The organism is Armatimonadota bacterium, assembly GCA_037138755.1.
In the GTDB taxonomy this organism is placed as follows: Bacteria; Armatimonadota; Fimbriimonadia; order Fimbriimonadales; family Fimbriimonadaceae; genus Fimbriimonas.
The window spans coordinates 173,255-187,224 of record JBAXHT010000001.1 but is presented as its reverse complement, the minus strand read 5'-3'; the positions used below and the strand labels follow the sequence as shown (position 1 = coordinate 187,224).

Annotated in this window: 12 protein-coding genes and 1 tRNA gene; 9 read left to right on the top strand and 4 right to left on the bottom strand. The window is 55.0% G+C overall.

The features are described from left to right. The first annotated feature begins 24 nt into the window (after positions 1 to 24). Positions 25 to 2,025 carry a hypothetical protein gene (locus WCK51_00820; protein ID MEI7575407.1) on the top strand — a complete coding sequence of 667 codons (2,001 nt, stop codon included), beginning with the start codon at positions 25 to 27 and terminating at the stop codon, positions 2,023 to 2,025. A 41-nt stretch (positions 2,026 to 2,066) separates the two neighbouring features. Beyond that, positions 2,067 to 2,154: transfer RNA gene (locus WCK51_00815), tRNA-Ser, on the top strand. A gap of 10 nt (positions 2,155 to 2,164) precedes the next feature. Here WCK51_00815 and WCK51_00810 read toward each other — a convergent pair. Further along, positions 2,165 to 2,752: an ACP phosphodiesterase gene (locus tag WCK51_00810; GenBank protein MEI7575406.1), complete on the bottom strand. Its 588-nt coding sequence runs from the start codon at positions 2,750 to 2,752 to the stop codon at positions 2,165 to 2,167. Between the two features lie 30 nt (positions 2,753 to 2,782). Here WCK51_00810 and WCK51_00805 point away from each other — a divergent pair, with 30 nt between their 5' ends. The 4 genes from WCK51_00805 to WCK51_00790 all read left to right on the top strand — a co-directional run bounded on the left by WCK51_00805 (position 2,783) and on the right by WCK51_00790 (position 5,141). Further along, positions 2,783 to 3,223 (top strand): GyrI-like domain-containing protein, encoded by a 441-nt coding sequence (locus WCK51_00805; GenBank protein ID MEI7575405.1) that lies wholly within the window; start codon positions 2,783 to 2,785, stop codon positions 3,221 to 3,223. Between the two features lie 718 nt (positions 3,224 to 3,941). Continuing rightward, the gene (locus WCK51_00800) at positions 3,942 to 4,445 is read left to right on the top strand and encodes a transposase (protein ID MEI7575404.1); all 504 of its coding nucleotides are present in this window, start codon (positions 3,942 to 3,944) and stop codon (positions 4,443 to 4,445) included. A 1-nt stretch (position 4,446) separates the two neighbouring features. Beyond that, complete coding sequence (locus WCK51_00795) at positions 4,447 to 4,695, top strand: hypothetical protein (GenBank protein MEI7575403.1); 249 nt, start codon at positions 4,447 to 4,449, stop codon at positions 4,693 to 4,695. After that, positions 4,692 to 5,141: a hypothetical protein gene (locus tag WCK51_00790; GenBank protein MEI7575402.1), complete on the top strand. Its 450-nt coding sequence runs from the start codon at positions 4,692 to 4,694 to the stop codon at positions 5,139 to 5,141. The genes WCK51_00795 and WCK51_00790 overlap by 4 nt, the downstream gene beginning before the upstream one ends. 342 nt (positions 5,142 to 5,483) lie before the next feature. Here the strand turns inward: WCK51_00790 and WCK51_00785 are convergent, their stop codons facing one another. Next, positions 5,484 to 7,136 carry a DUF885 family protein gene (locus WCK51_00785; protein ID MEI7575401.1) on the bottom strand — a complete coding sequence of 551 codons (1,653 nt, stop codon included), beginning with the start codon at positions 7,134 to 7,136 and terminating at the stop codon, positions 5,484 to 5,486. A gap of 95 nt (positions 7,137 to 7,231) precedes the next feature. Beyond that, on the bottom strand, positions 7,232 to 7,531 hold the full coding sequence (locus WCK51_00780) for a winged helix-turn-helix domain-containing protein (GenBank protein ID MEI7575400.1): 300 nt from the start codon (positions 7,529 to 7,531) through the stop codon (positions 7,232 to 7,234). A 26-nt stretch (positions 7,532 to 7,557) separates the two neighbouring features. On the opposite strand from WCK51_00780, the gene WCK51_00775 reads away from it, so the two are divergent. Beyond that, positions 7,558 to 9,042 carry an NADP-dependent isocitrate dehydrogenase gene (locus WCK51_00775; GenBank protein ID MEI7575399.1) on the top strand — a complete coding sequence of 495 codons (1,485 nt, stop codon included), beginning with the start codon at positions 7,558 to 7,560 and terminating at the stop codon, positions 9,040 to 9,042. 31 nt (positions 9,043 to 9,073) lie between these two features. Here the strand turns inward: WCK51_00775 and WCK51_00770 are convergent, their stop codons facing one another. Beyond that, entirely contained in the window at positions 9,074 to 12,295 is a 3,222-nt protein-coding gene (locus WCK51_00770; GenBank protein ID MEI7575398.1) for a glycosyl hydrolase, read from the bottom strand. Positions 12,296 to 12,486: 191 nt separating this feature from the next. Between WCK51_00770 and WCK51_00765 the strand changes: the two genes are divergently transcribed. Continuing rightward, complete coding sequence (locus WCK51_00765) at positions 12,487 to 13,194, top strand: hypothetical protein (GenBank protein ID MEI7575397.1); 708 nt, start codon at positions 12,487 to 12,489, stop codon at positions 13,192 to 13,194. Beyond that, positions 13,194 to 13,874: a DUF4166 domain-containing protein gene (locus WCK51_00760; GenBank protein MEI7575396.1), complete on the top strand. Its 681-nt coding sequence runs from the start codon at positions 13,194 to 13,196 to the stop codon at positions 13,872 to 13,874. The genes WCK51_00765 and WCK51_00760 overlap by 1 nt, the downstream gene beginning before the upstream one ends. Positions 13,875 to 13,970: the final 96 nt, after the last annotated feature.

Genomic DNA, 13,970 nt, shown 5'->3' with positions numbered 1-13,970 from the left:
ACAGGCTCATAATGAAGCCAGGCAATGCAGAACCCTAAGTTTGGCGTGACCGCATTTACGGCGACAGTGCTGACCATCATCTGCGTCGGCAAGGTTCTGCTCTACCCCTACTTGCCACCCTCGGAGACAGAAAAGCTCGTGACTGTCGACAGTCGAAAGGCACTACCGGCCGCAGCGGTTGAGCTTCGTTGGCAGACTATTCCTTCAAGAGCGGTCGAAGAAGCTACTAAACTCCGGAAAGCACTACTGTGGGTCATCATCGACCCCCGAGATACGAACGCACGAGATTTGGAAACGGAGGCGATGCGCGATCCAGAAGTCGTCCGCCTCATCAACCGCTACTTCGTTCCTGTTAAGCTGAATGCAGAAAATTATCCAGAAGCTGAGCGCCTGATCTTTCCACTTGGTCGACTTCAGACTTATCTTCGGCCTGGAGCGACGGTCTTGGTTTCCACGACCGCCGGTCGCCTGATTGGGATGATCCGACCCCGAGGCGCGGACGATCGGCTGTCGACTCCAGCCGTGTTACTTCAGCTCTTGGGAATCAAAAAGTTGCTCGATAAACAGCAGCTAAGTCCGGAGACCGTGTTGGAACTAGATGCGTTTGCAAACGCCGAGAGTCAGAAGCTATCAGAGCTTGTTCCGGGTTCCTTCGGTAGTGCGCAGGATTTAGTCGAAAGAATTCAACGGAGCCAGGTGATCAAGTACGGCGGATTCAACTCAAACGGCTATTGCGAGTTGAGACCCTCCACCTTGGATCTACTCCTCGAACTCGGTCGGGCGGACCTCGTCACCCAATCCATTGAGTTGTTTTGCCGATCTGCCGGCTACGATGTTGTCGGAGGCGGCATCTTTGATGGCATTGAGCTAGGGAAGCCGCATCGGACGATTGCCTCGAAGTCGGTTCTCACCAACATTGCCTTTGCGGAGACTGTTGCAAAGACGTTCGCGTTGACACGACGCTCCAATCTGATGCTGATCTTGGATGACATCCTAGAATCAGTTGAAAACGGATTTATGACCGACGCGAACTTGTTTGAAGGGAAAGTCTCGGACGTCGAAGAGTCTGGTCTGAGCACATTCTTTAGCCTCACAGGCTCACGAATCGACTCCAGACTGACGCCATTTGAGGCGGAATGGGTTAGGATTAACTTGCTGTCAACGCCGGTTCAGAAAGATTACATCGGACGACTCAACAAGATCGAGCTTCTCGCCGATCCGATGCTTGCCAAGATCCGGCGGAAGCTCGTTCCAGCTTCTTCACAGGCTGCGCAGCATACCAAAGCAAATCGCAGTTATGTCTTGGGATTTGCGTGCGCTCGTTTGCTCAGGATTTATCATCTCACTAGAGATCAGAAGGCACTCGATCTTTTCAGACGGCTCGAACCAACTCTCAACAGGTGCTACCTGGGCGAGGGTGTCCAGAGGATTTCTGGAATCCCAACTTCCGGGAACGGTTGGCTCGGCAGCTATCTGGCGGTATCAGATGCCTTGCTTCAGAAGTACCTTGTGCTCGGCGACCGGTCGGCTCTGTCTGAGGCGCAGCCGCTGCTTCGCACGACTCTGAAGCTCTTCGGAACGAGCCATTCCGACTGGCTAACGCTGACCTTGGATGGCAAAAGCCCGATCCCCGGCGTGAGCGGCTCCATGCCCGAACTGTTTGATCCAGGTTACGAGTCAACGACTGCGATGGGGATGAGGGTGATGCACCAGTTCGGGTCCGTCTTGCAAGATCAAACACTGGCCGGTGAACTCAGGTCCCGGGCGAGTCAGATTGCATCGATGATTCCCTCAGTCGCGGAAGCGTCTCCGGTCTTGGCCTCAGGGGTGGTTTGCGAAACTATTTCGCAAGCTCGAAATCGCAAAGTGGAATTCCCACGGAGCATGAAGGTAGTACCCGCTGAGTTTCCTCTTGAATTCACTGTTCCCATCGATGACAATCGAGGAATCTACATCGTGCGACCCGGCCGCCGCGAGGGCCCGCTTTCACTCCAGCAAGCCAAATTGAATCTGGCGCGACCCTAGCCCCTCGCGCAGAGCAGGCCTCTTGGGTCATAATATCCGTTGGACAGGTCGCATAGTGGTCTAGTGCACCGCACTCGAAATGCGGAGTAGGGCAACTTACCGTGGGTTCGAATCCCACCCTGTCCGCCATTCCAATTCATCAGCCAGTGGCTATTTGTTCCTGAGCGGATTGCCAAAGCTCGGGCCAGAACTCTTGAAAATCTTGCTCGAACTGGGAATAGTGGGATTCGAGTAACGCAACTGCTCCGACCATGTCAACGGCGCGCTGGGAATTGTGGAGGATTCGTTTTTCCATTCGCCGAAAAGTTGTTCGTAGACCCGCGAAGTCGAAGTAGCTGAGGAGCCATTCGTCTTGGATCATCCGGCGCAGGATTAATTGGGATTGTGGGGGCAACTCATGGATGTGTTCCAAGATTTCCGCGTGAAGAGTCCAGACGTAGGATTCCACGGACTCGTCTAGGGGCCAATTGTTGACCAAAAAGTGATCGAAATACACGTCAACAATCGGATTTGCGAATCGCTGGAATCCGGTGAGGCGTAGCATCGCTCTTTGGACGACGGGATGCTTGTCGGTGAACGAGTCGATATGCCGGTGTAGCCGAACACCCGCCGCCAGGGGGCCCACCATGGCTTGCTCCTCGGGGCGAGAGAGGAAGTCGGCGGCGAAGTTTCCGAGACGAATCAGTGGCTCGTTTGGCGAGAGGACGGCGTGGGCGAGGAGATTCATCTGATTCCCTTGTGATATGCTCGCGCAATCATGAGTGCTCCGGTCATCGTCGAATTGCCTGCCAAACGAGTCGTCGGGTGCGTCGTCATCTCTAGTATGGACCCCAATCTGTGTCCAAGTGCCTGGGATATGTTCGTGCCCCGAATGTCGGAAGTCAATGTTGAAGGGGAGTGCTTTGGCGTCGCTCGGTGGGATTATCCGGGGTTATCCGAAGGGTACTTTGCGTACATTGCTGCTTTCGAGTCTTCTATGAATCCTCCCGAAGGAATGGAAGCATGGGACGTTCCGAGCGGCCAGTATGCGCGGGTCGAGGTGCCAAATCTCGAAGCGATTCGGTCGACCATTGATTGGTTCCACGGAGAGTGGCTGCCGGCGAGTGGGTTCGCGAAGGGTTCTGGACCGTATTTGGAGTTGTATCCAGAAACTTTTCCGGCCTCACCCGAGTTCAGCCTCCTGTTCTCGGTTGAGTAGGGGTGCGCTTCTGGACGATCGCGGATCACTTTTCGAGAATGCTGTACCAATTGGGGGAGAGAGAAGTGACGTGGGGAAGTGGGGAATTTAGGTTCAACGAGTGTTCCGATTTGGCCGGTAAGTGGGGAAGGGTGGGGACAAGTTTGGATCCCGTTTTGGCCCCTTTAGCCGTCAATGCTTTGCGGGCGGATAGATCGGCGGTCAGATGGTTGGCTAGGTTTGAAGTTGATTCTATGCGGAAGCGAAAGCGCGACTGGCACCTCGTACGCCACAGAATTTGTTTCATCACTTACTAGGCGATGAAAACGCAGTTTTGTCAACCATGAAATTTCGCTTATCGGATTTCGGCTTTTGCTGTTTGGGGTGAGAGTTTGGCTCGGAGCGGATTTCGGCGCGGCGGCCGAGGAGTGAAGGGTACCAAAAGGTCTTAGCTTTGTCATGCTCTGTTATCAGCAGTTCTGGCTGGCGCAAAAAATTGTGTTAATTTGCGCGTAGGCACTTCCGAAAAGTAGGTTTGCTTGTTATACTTGGCGGAAGGTACTTGTGATGAGAGCCAGAAAGTCTGTATCGGCGAGCCACTAGCGTGGGCGGGGTAAGCAGAAGTAGGCAGGGGTGGCACTGGTAAGCCCGCTGAGTGACTACTTCGAGATTCTGAGAATCTGCTTACCAGTGTCCGAAGCTGGAATCACCGAGGACTTAGTCAACTCGCCAATGCCTCATGCAGCCGGAGAAAAAGTATAAGCGTCGGGAGGCGAGGGACATCCCGGGGCATTCTCATATGCTGACGTTCAGCACTCGGAAGAGGAGTCCGCATCTGTTGAACGAACAGATCTGTCTGTGGCTCGCAGGGGCGATTTCGAAGGCGGGGACTACGCAGGGCTTTACTGTGCTTGCTTATGTGTTTATGCCCGACCATGTCCATTTGCTGATTCGGCCCTCTCGCGAGACTTACAAGATCGCGGACATTCTTAAGTCCATCAAGCAGGGCGTATCTCGCAGGGCGCTGATTGCTGGATTGATCCAAGACGTTCTATGGGAACCGGGCGGCGGCCATGATCGAAACATCTTTACCGAGGAGGCTCGGGCGAATGCTATCAACTACATTCATTTCAATCCCGTTCGGAAAGGGCTTTGCTCTGATATCATGGAGTATCGGTGGTCATCTGCTAGGTCGATTCTTCTCGATGAAGCAGGAGAGATTGAGGTGGATAGGAGTTGGTAGCATGGGCGGAAGGCTGTTCACTGACAAGCTTGTTTGCGGGCGGTTGAAAGTCCTCGGCGTTTGGTCGCTTGACAGTGCCACCCCATCCCCTTCTGCTTACCCCGCCCACGCAAGTGGCTCGCCGCCCACGCAAGTGGCTCGCCGCAAGGACACATGGATTGAAGATGTTCTGGGAATACCCACCCTTGTGAAGCTTATGAAGCCAGTCACCAAGCGGGGAGGAATGACCATCGTGGTGCCACGATTATGAAACCTAGTGTAGCACTTAGAGAAGTGCTGGCCGAAGAGGGGTTCTCGGTAAAGACGGAGCGCAAAGATCTGACCCTGGAGTTTCTCTTGCAGAAGCATCCCCAAGAAAGCCTGTGGAATCTTAGTCTCGACATTAAGAGTCCTACGCTATGGGAATTACTTGGAAGGGAGTTAGAAGCCAAGGTTGACATCCCGGTAGCCAATTATTCATTAAATTGTCATGCTGATGAAAAATGGCGGAGCGGAGTGTACATGGGTCCTGATTTTGATATTGAGTTCAAAAAGTATGCTAAGTTGTGTATCTCGAAGTATTTTGGGCCTTGTATTGTCGCAAGCCGAGATGTGGCATCATTCGTGAGATATGCAACTCTTCATCCCTACATTCTTGGCCGGTCATCAGCCAAAACTACGGAAGTTTTGGCGATCTGGGATTCGATCAAATTCTAGCAGCGAACGAATCATCAAACCCAGATTAAGAGGGATTGCGAAGGATTCCCACCAGTCGCGTGTCTCCCGCAGTAGTGATTAGTACCGATTTTCGGCACACGCTAGACCTGTAGGGTTTACTCATTTTGCTGTTTGGTCGAAGGTTTGCCTGGGTTGGTGGCGCTTCACGGCAGGTGGTTGATGGCAACGGCTAGCAACTGCCGTGGGCGAGATAAACAGGCACCCCGAGAGCTCGGTACCCTGCGCTGGAAAGACCGCTCGGGAACCGCTTGGGGATTCTGAGAATCTGCTTACCAGTGTCCCAACTTGGACCCTCCTCCCCATGGATGGAGAGGGGACTTTTTAGTGCGCGAACCTCCAGTTTGACTTGAAGTCCTTCGTTAACGGCTGATCCGTCAGCAGCGCCCGGGTCATTTCGATGGGGATGCTGTTCTCTCGGAAGACGGCGTCGTGGAACTCCTTCTGCTTCATCTTTCCGCTATCGACCAGCTCCTGCCGGAGGGACCAGAGTTGGAGGGCGCCGATCATGTAGCTGATTTGGTAGAGGGGCGAGTAGGCGCCGCCGAATGAGCGGCGGACTTCGCCTTCGGCGGAGGCGCGTTCGTGGCCGACTTTTTCGACCAGCATGTTGACGCACTCTTCCGAGGTCATCTTCTTGAGGTGGAAGCTGAGGGAGAAGATGATTCGGGCGCAGCGGTGCATGCGCCAGAAGAGCATTCCGACTTTGTTTTGAGGAGTCTTGGGGAAGCCCATTTCCCAGAAGAGGAATTCGTAGTAGAGGGCGTTGCCTTCGGCCCAGAAGGGGGTGTAGAAGAGCTGGCGCTGGGGGTTGAAGCGGGCTTCGTAAAACTGCTGGAGGTGGTGGCCGGGGATGAGCTCGTGGTGAACGGTTGCGCGGGCGAAGTGGACGTTGTTGGCGCGCAGGCTCATGAGCTTTTCTTGGTGCTCCATTTCGGCGGTGGGGAAGCTGACCATGATCTGTTCGCCGCCGAGGAAGAAGGGGCTGACCTTTTGCTGTTCGCGGGGCATCATGGTCATTCGCCAGGTTTCTTTGGCGAGTTGGGGGACGGTGACGAGGTCGTTGTCTTCGACGTATTTGATGGCTTCTTCGGCGAGGTCGCGGATCATTTGGGGCTGGTCGCCGGGTTGGACGTAGTCTTGTTTGACCTTTTCGAGGGCTTGGTGCCAGTCGTCGTAGCCCATCTCTTTGGCAGCTTTTTTCATCTCGGTTTCGCACCAGGCGTACTGCTTGTTCGCGATCTCAATCAGCTCCTCGGGGGAGTAGGGGATCATCTCGTATTTGAGCTCGTTGAGGAGGGCTTGGCGGCCGATTGGGTCGCCGACGATGGGGCTGTTGTCGCCGGGTTTTAGGCCGCAGATTCGCTCTTTAAGGAAGGCGCTGAACTCTTGGAGGGCTTTGGTGGTGCGGTTGTATGGCTCGGTGACCCACCAGCCGAATTGGGGGTCGTAGGTGTTGTAGAACCGGTACCACTCGGCGAGGTTTCGGAGGAGCTGGTCGTTGAAGCGGGCGCTGCGGAAGGCGGCGAACTTGTCCAGATTCTTGGCGCTTTCTAGTTTTTGGCGAAGCTTCGGCAGATCGGTTTCGATTTTGGCGAGGGTTGCGGCGGCTTGCTGAGGCTGGATGGGGTTGCTTCGCCGCTGGTCTTGGCCGAGTTTGATCAGGTCGGTTGCAAACGGAAGGAATGGCTTGGTCTCTTCGATTTGCTTTTGGAAGGCGTCGAGCTTGGCGAGGTTGCGGTCGAGGTGGTTCTTGAACAGGATGTAGTCGACCTTTCCGCCTTGCTCGAGCTTGTCGAAGTCTTGTTGTTCTAGCTTCGCCTCTGCTTCTTGGTAGAACTTTTTGAAGCGGCTGGTGCGTTCGTCGGATATTTCGACTTTGTAGAATCGCTCGAGGCTGCCGAGGTCGGCTTGGTACTGTTCGATGAGCTGGGTTACGGTTGGGTTCATGGCTAAGGCTGCGATGAGGGAGAGCATAGATCTGGTGGCAGATTACTTGGTTTGGAACGCCACACAGGGCGGTACGCCCCGACGGAGTCAGGATGTGTCCTCTGCGAGCCCAGTGGCGGAAGCTATACGATTTTTGAGAGCACTTCTGCCAACGTGACTCCTTGTTCCAGCGGATGCCTTAGCGGAGTTTGGGTGTTGATGGTGTAGCGGTTCCGCCTTCCGTCTTTCTCGCGGGAGATCACATTGGATTCTTCGAGCTCGGCGATGATGCGTTGGACGGCACGTTCAGTGATGCCGACTTGGGTCGCCACGTCGCGCAGCCTCGTCTCCGGGTCGCGAAGGAGGCACACCAGGACGTGAGTGTGATTGGTTAAAAATGTCCAACCATTCGTGGATTTCAATGAATCAAGATTATGCGACATCATTTTCGTGTAATTATATTCGTGTAATGCAAATCGTTAAGGATTCTACCATGACTTCTCAGACATCCTCTTCTGGTTCAGTGAAGACCGCGATCACAGTCGCTTACGGCGACGGAATCGGGCCGGAAATCATGGCGGCGACGCTCAACGTGTTGGAGCAAGCTGGTGCTGCGATTGAGCCGGAAGTGATCGAGATTGGTGAAGCCGTTTATAAGTCGGGCTTCACTTCGGGCATCAAGCCCGAAGCTTGGGATTCATTGCGAAGCACGAAGGTTTTCTTGAAGGCACCCATCACGACTCCGCAGGGCGGCGGCTACAAGAGCCTGAACGTGACCATTCGTAAGACGCTTGGTTTGTATTCAAACGTTCGACCCTGTGTTACCTACGCTCCGTTTGCGGGCAAGTCGGGGCCTGGGATGAACATCGTGATCATCCGCGAGAACGAAGAGGATCTGTACGCAGGTATCGAGCATCGGCAAACTGAGGAGGTTTATCAGTGCTTGAAGCTCGTGAGTCGGTCGGGCTGCGAGCGAATTGTTCGATACGCGTTCGAGTACGCCAGGGCTAACGGTCGCAAGAAAGTCACTTGCATGAGCAAGGACAACATCATGAAACTGACCGATGGCTTGTTCCACCGGATCTTTGATGAAATCGGAGCGGAGTACCCGGAGATGGAGAAGGAGCACTGGATCATCGACATCGGAATGGCTCGGCTCGCGACTCAACCGGAAAACTTTGATGTGATCGTGACCTTAAACCTTTACGGCGACATCATCAGTGACATCGCGGCAGAGGTCGCTGGCTCGGTTGGCCTCGCTGGTTCGGCTAACATCGGTCAGCATTGCGCCATGTTCGAAGCGATCCACGGTAGCGCACCTCTGCTGTCCGGGTTGAATGCGGCGAACCCCTCGGGTCTGCTGTTGGCGGCGGTAATGATGCTGGTTCACATCGGTCAGCCGGAAGTTGCCGAGCGCATTCACAACGCTTGGCTGAAGACGATTGAGGACGGAATCCACACGAGCGACATCTACCAGAAGGGTATCAGCGCACAGTTGGTCGGAACTAAAGAGTTCGGCGAGGCAGTTGTTGCTCGGCTCGGGCAGTTGCCTACTAAGCTTGAGGTGGTTCGGTATGGCGATGCTAAGCCAATGAAGCTCGGTGTGCGCCCGGTTACTCCTTCGGTGAAGGAGACGGTTGGGACGGACGTGTTCGTCCAGTGGAACGGAACTCCGGATGAGCTAGGCGAGAAATTGATGCCTTGTGGGGGCGACTTGGAGCTCGCGATGATCACTTGCCGGGGCGTCAAGGTGTGGCCTCAGGGCTTTGCCGAGACGACGCTGGTTGATCACTTCCGGTGCCGGTTCATGGCTCGGGCGGGACAAACATTAACCGGAACCGAGATTATTTCCCTTCTCGGAAGGGTTGTTGAGGCCGGGTTTGAGGTCATCAAGCACGAAAACCTTTGCACTTTTGACGGTGTCGCCGGATACTCGCTCGGACAGGGTCAATAAGGTCTGGTGCTGGCATTTCCCTCCTTCGCGTTTACCGCGGGAGGGAAATCTCTTTTACGGGTCTGAGCATGACCGGACCGAGAAGCCCGGATGGTAGTAGCTGAGTGTCTTTGAAGTTGTGTCGCCAGGTGGTGAAGGTTTTTCGGCGTGGCTCGGGGCGGGGTTGATGGTTGAGGAACCACTGTGGCCAGTCTTTGAGAACCGCGCCGTCCCAGCCCATGTCGTCTGGAAATTGTTCGTCGCCGATCAGGCGGTTGGTCCAGAGGTTAGTGACGTCAACTTCGAGGGTGTTTGCGCCGGGTTTGGCGAAGTCGGTGATGTCGACGCGGAACGGAGACTTCCAGAGAGTGGCGACGGGCTTGCCGTTGAGGCGAACCCGGCAGAGTTCGCGGACGTCCCCGAGGTCGAGGAACAGGCGCTTGCCTTTTCCTAGGAGGCTCTTGTTCACTTGGATCGATTTGGAATACGTTCCTGTGCCGGAGAAGTATTTGTTGTCGAAGTTCTCGTCGTCGGTCCAGGATTTGAGCTTGTCGTAGGTGACTGTTTTTTCCGGGTCATAGGTGGAGGTGAACTTGATTTGCCATGGGCCTGTGAGTTCGATTGGTTGGGGAAGGTCTTTGACTTGGTGTTGAGTTTTTTGGCCGGTTGACCACGTCTGGGAGAAGGTGCCGTTTTTCCAGACTTTCAATGTGTTGCCTTGGAGTTCGGAAATGGGCGGCGTTCCGGCGTTGGGGAAGTCGCCGATGGTGAACATGGCGTTTTCGGGGAGAGTGACGCTTTTTGTTTCTTCGCCAAGTTTGTAGGTGATGGTGAGGGTTTTGACGACTTGGGGCACGGGGTCGCCGCCGAGGTCGGAGTTGGAAGCGACGATTCGGATAGTGTTGGCGGTAACGGCCCTGGCGAGGATGCTGGTGACGTCTTTAACTCGTCCGGTTGGTGCGTCGCCATAGATGGCTTTGAGAATTGTTAGGGTCGGGGCGGGTTTGGTGGTTTCTGGGGCGACGATTTCGCGGGTTTCGGTGATGTGTTTGGCCGGTGCGGTTGCCGGAGAGAAGACGACGAAGACGGAGCCGTCGGCATCTAGGTTGACGGGGACGGAAACTCCGTGGGCGGTTTTTTGCCAAACGGGGGCGTCTTCAATTCGGCCAGTTTCCGGGTGCCAAAGTTGGACTTTAGTATTTGCGGAGCTGATTCGGAAGTTGCAAGTGACGGTTCGCGGGTAAGGCTGCGGTGAGGCGACAAAGTAGGTGTCAGTAGTGCCTATCTTGCGATGGATGAAGCTGATGTCTTTGGCATCTGATACGAAATCTTGACGGAGGTTTGAAAAACCAAGCACTTCGCCGAGAGTTTTCCCCCAGATGACTTGCCCTTTTCCGGTGCTTTTGCCAACTGACGGTGAGACTCCAAATATTCCCCACAATTCGTCGGCAATCTCGCCAAGTTCGACCTGACCTTTGTTGAAGACTTCCTGGAGACTCGGGGTTTGGATGGGGCGGGGGCCGACTATGGTTGCACCGTCTTGGACCAATTGCTTGATCTTTCGGGCGAGTTTAACGGTCATGAAGTCTGAGCTAGGGAGCGCAAGAACAGCGTAGCTTGCTCCGTTGGGAAGAACTAGTTTCTTGTTCTTGACGGTCAGCGACATCAGAGGATCGAGGCCGATGTAGTCGTGATCGTAGCCGGCGGGGATTTCGGGGAGGTTTTGGCCTTCTCCGGCGTAGTTTTGGGGAGTGTCTTCACCGCTGAACAGGAGGATGTCGGCGGCGAAAGTGCCGCTTTGAAGCATGTATTGGCAGCGGGAAACGTACTGATCCCAGGTTGCCATGTAGGGCCAGATTGTGTTGGTTCGGTCCACGTGGGAGCCCCAGGGACCCATAGTCATTCCGGGATTGACGCCGCTGACCCAGGGTTGGTGGGCGAAGCGGTGGTAGATGATTCGGTTGACGCCTGTGGTCATGCCTCGGTCAGCGAAGGCCTTCCATTGGCGGGGCTGGTTGCGCCATCCGGCTTGCTCGGGGCTGGCGGTGAGGGCTTCGGCACCGACAACGTTCTTGCCGTAGACGTGGGCGACCGAGGCGGCGACTTTGACGGCGGCGTTAATTTGTCCTTCGCCGACCCAGTACTCGCCCATGATGAGTCCGCCGGGTTTCCCGTAGGTGAACGGATCGAAGTTTCCGTTGCCGTAGGGTTCGATGGCGAGCTGAAGCCCTTGCTGCTTGAGCTTGTTTGCAAAGTGGCCGCTGTAGTTTTCCGCCCAGAGTTCGGAGAGCGTTTTGCGCCAGTCGAAGAGGAAGCCAAAGGTAGTGTCCGATCCGGTGATGGAGTATCCAGCAAGGCATGGGAGATAAGGCATAGGGTCGTAACCTCTTCGCTTTTTGAACTCTTCGAAGAGCTTTGGAGTCCAATTGTTGTAACCGGTTTCGTAGCTGTCGATCAGCACGGTGTGGAGGGAGCTGTCTTTGCCCACCGTCTTGAATAGCGGATTTAGCCCCCCGGCAAAGAAACGGTCGAGAGAATCCGCACTGAGCTTGTCCACTTCTAGCCCTTCGCCGGTTGGACGGCTTGCGACGTTGAGTGCTCCCGTCAGCGTGACGCCGAATCTGAGAATAGTCCAATCTCCTTCAGGGAGTTCGTATTCGGTGGCTGTCAACGGGATCTGGACGCAGTCGGAAACCTCGACTCTGGGCCAGGCGATGTGAGGACGAGGACCGGGGTTAGCTCCCAACCCAGCAAGCTCGTTCATGCGATATTGGTTAGGAACATCAGGCGTCGGAACGGCGACGATTTGCAAGTCGCGGTAGTAGCCTTGGTTGATGACCGGGGCCGGCATTTTGACCTTCTTGCCACCCTGTACAATTGCCTTCGAGATGACGATTTTCTTCATCGCATCCTCCTTCGTGACCCAGGGACCTCCGCTGGAAGACCAGCCCGAGCTGTTATGCATTGTCATATCGAGCCCCAGCCGCTTGCCTTCTTGGAACGCGAATGCCATCAGTTCGCGCCATTCCGGGGAGTTGTATTTGATCGGGCCATTCGGAATACCTTGCCCTGCATCGAAAATGTGCGCTCCGCCGATTCCGGCTTGCTTCATAGCTTCTAGGTCTGCAGTGATGCCTTCTTTGGTCACGTTTCCGCCCATCCAGTGCCACCAGGTGTGCGGCCGTGCGGAGGCCGGTGGATTTTTGAAGTTTGCAGACAGGTCCGTGTTCTGAGGAATCAGGAACGCGCCGAGAAGGCTGGCCAGGATGAGCATTTGGCTGATGTTACCCATGGAAAAACGGCGTGGCTATAGTTGTCGCACAAGCTGCGCTCATCTGTGCTGGCGAGAACCCAGCGCTTGTAAGATCCAACTTTGGAATGGCTTCATCCTAAAAGAGTTTCAGGTCAGGAAAGATCAATCAAGCACGCAACGACAGGAGATTTCAATGTATTCTGAAAGTTGGAATGAAGGTCTTCACACTCGGCTTGGCACAGATGGCGGCTCCGCTCACTCTTGCTTCGCTCTACGGACCGCCTTCTCGGACACGGACTCCGGGGCTTGTTCATGCTGAGTGTTTGACACCGATGCTACTCGGATCGCCGATATTGTCTCTAGAGCGAATTCAGCTCCGTAGAGTTGTGATGTTTGCGGCGTGGGAAAGTGAGAATGCGATTGATGAATTTTTGGGTTCAACTAGGCTGGGGCAGAGTATTGCCTCGGGCTGGCATGTTCGAATGGAGTTTTTAAGGAAGTGGGGATCTGTGAAAGAGTTTGATTCTCTTCCCTACTCCGTTGGCGAATCTGATCCGGAGGCTCCAGTAGCCGCGTTTACGCTGGCTCGGATGCGCTTGCCCGAGATTCCACGTTTTGTGAAGTGGGGACGGCCGGTGGAAACTTTGGTTCGGGATCACCCGGAAACGACCTTGACTCTAGCCGCCATCAGGCATCCCCATACGATTTCGACGTTCTCGATCTGGAACACACAACAGGCAATGGTGGATATGGTTCGCGGACATAGCGGAGTCGAAAGTCCGGCGAGGCACATCGACGCGATGAAAGAGCGCGAGCGACGAGATTTTCATCACGAGTTTACGACCCTTCGCTTCCGCCCCATCGCCGAATACGGCGAGTGGGAAGGCAGAACCTCGTTGCTGCCAAAGGGAGCCGTCTGATGGGAAAGTCGATCTACGCCACCGTCATGGGTGATGAGTTCGAAAAGCTACATCCTAAGATTCAGGAGCGGTTTGGCTTTGATAGCACGGATCGAAAGCGGGCGATCGGACGTGGGGTCATGGACCGGGTTTGGCACGGCAGGTTCTACACGATCCCGTTCTTAATGGTGGGTACCTGGCGCAACATCATGTTTCCGGAACAGGGCGAAAACGTGCCGTTCACCATTGAGAACTGGGCCTATGTGGATTCGTTGGGCCGTGAAACGGTGACGGAGCTACGCACGTTCGACCTTGGGCGCAGACGGCGATTTGATGCTTACATGGTGCGCGATCCGGATCGGAATTCGGTTGTGGACCGAATGGGAACTCACCAGCACCTGGCGGTTGATCTGAAACTCACCGTTGCCGAAAACGGCGGACTCCGAATTGAGTCAGATGAGCAGCGGTTTTACGAGGGCGCGATTGCCTTCAAGTTCCCAATGTTCTTTTCCGGAAAGGCGTTTGTTTACGTCTGGTTCGACGATGAGATCGGTCGGTACCGGATCGAGGTCGAGGTGAAGAGCCGATACTGGGGAACTCTATTCGGCTTTGTTGGGGTGTTTGACGTCGAGTGGGAAGAGGTCGATCCGGAAAACATTCCGAGCCATGTGAAGCCCAAAAGGGAGGAATCTCGGCGGTGACGCAGCCATGATCCTCTCCAATGAGGGTTTGGATAGCTGCTGCGGATTTCCGGCTTTTGATTTGTTTCTCTTTTCCCTTGGCCTCGGATCGGGATT

Excerpts from the sequence above, each read along its gene's own strand:
- WCK51_00800 (MEI7575404.1), top strand. The coding sequence starts at position 3,942 with ATGCAGCCGGAGAAAAAGTATAAGCGTCGGGAGGCGAGGGACATCCCG.
- WCK51_00770 (MEI7575398.1), bottom strand. The coding sequence starts at position 12,295 with ATGCTCATCCTGGCCAGCCTTCTCGGCGCGTTCCTGATTCCTCAGAAC.
- WCK51_00810 (MEI7575406.1), bottom strand. The coding sequence starts at position 2,752 with ATGAATCTCCTCGCCCACGCCGTCCTCTCGCCAAACGAGCCACTGATT.
- WCK51_00765 (MEI7575397.1), top strand. The coding sequence starts at position 12,487 with ATGAAGGTCTTCACACTCGGCTTGGCACAGATGGCGGCTCCGCTCACT.
- WCK51_00775 (MEI7575399.1), top strand. The coding sequence starts at position 7,558 with ATGCAAATCGTTAAGGATTCTACCATGACTTCTCAGACATCCTCTTCT.
- WCK51_00805 (MEI7575405.1), top strand. The coding sequence starts at position 2,783 with ATGAGTGCTCCGGTCATCGTCGAATTGCCTGCCAAACGAGTCGTCGGG.
- WCK51_00785 (MEI7575401.1), bottom strand. The coding sequence starts at position 7,136 with ATGCTCTCCCTCATCGCAGCCTTAGCCATGAACCCAACCGTAACCCAG.
- WCK51_00790 (MEI7575402.1), top strand. The coding sequence starts at position 4,692 with ATGAAACCTAGTGTAGCACTTAGAGAAGTGCTGGCCGAAGAGGGGTTC.
- WCK51_00820 (MEI7575407.1), top strand. The coding sequence starts at position 25 with ATGCAGAACCCTAAGTTTGGCGTGACCGCATTTACGGCGACAGTGCTG.
- WCK51_00795 (MEI7575403.1), top strand. The coding sequence starts at position 4,447 with ATGGGCGGAAGGCTGTTCACTGACAAGCTTGTTTGCGGGCGGTTGAAA.
- WCK51_00780 (MEI7575400.1), bottom strand. The coding sequence starts at position 7,531 with ATGTCGCATAATCTTGATTCATTGAAATCCACGAATGGTTGGACATTT.
- WCK51_00760 (MEI7575396.1), top strand. The coding sequence starts at position 13,194 with ATGGGAAAGTCGATCTACGCCACCGTCATGGGTGATGAGTTCGAAAAG.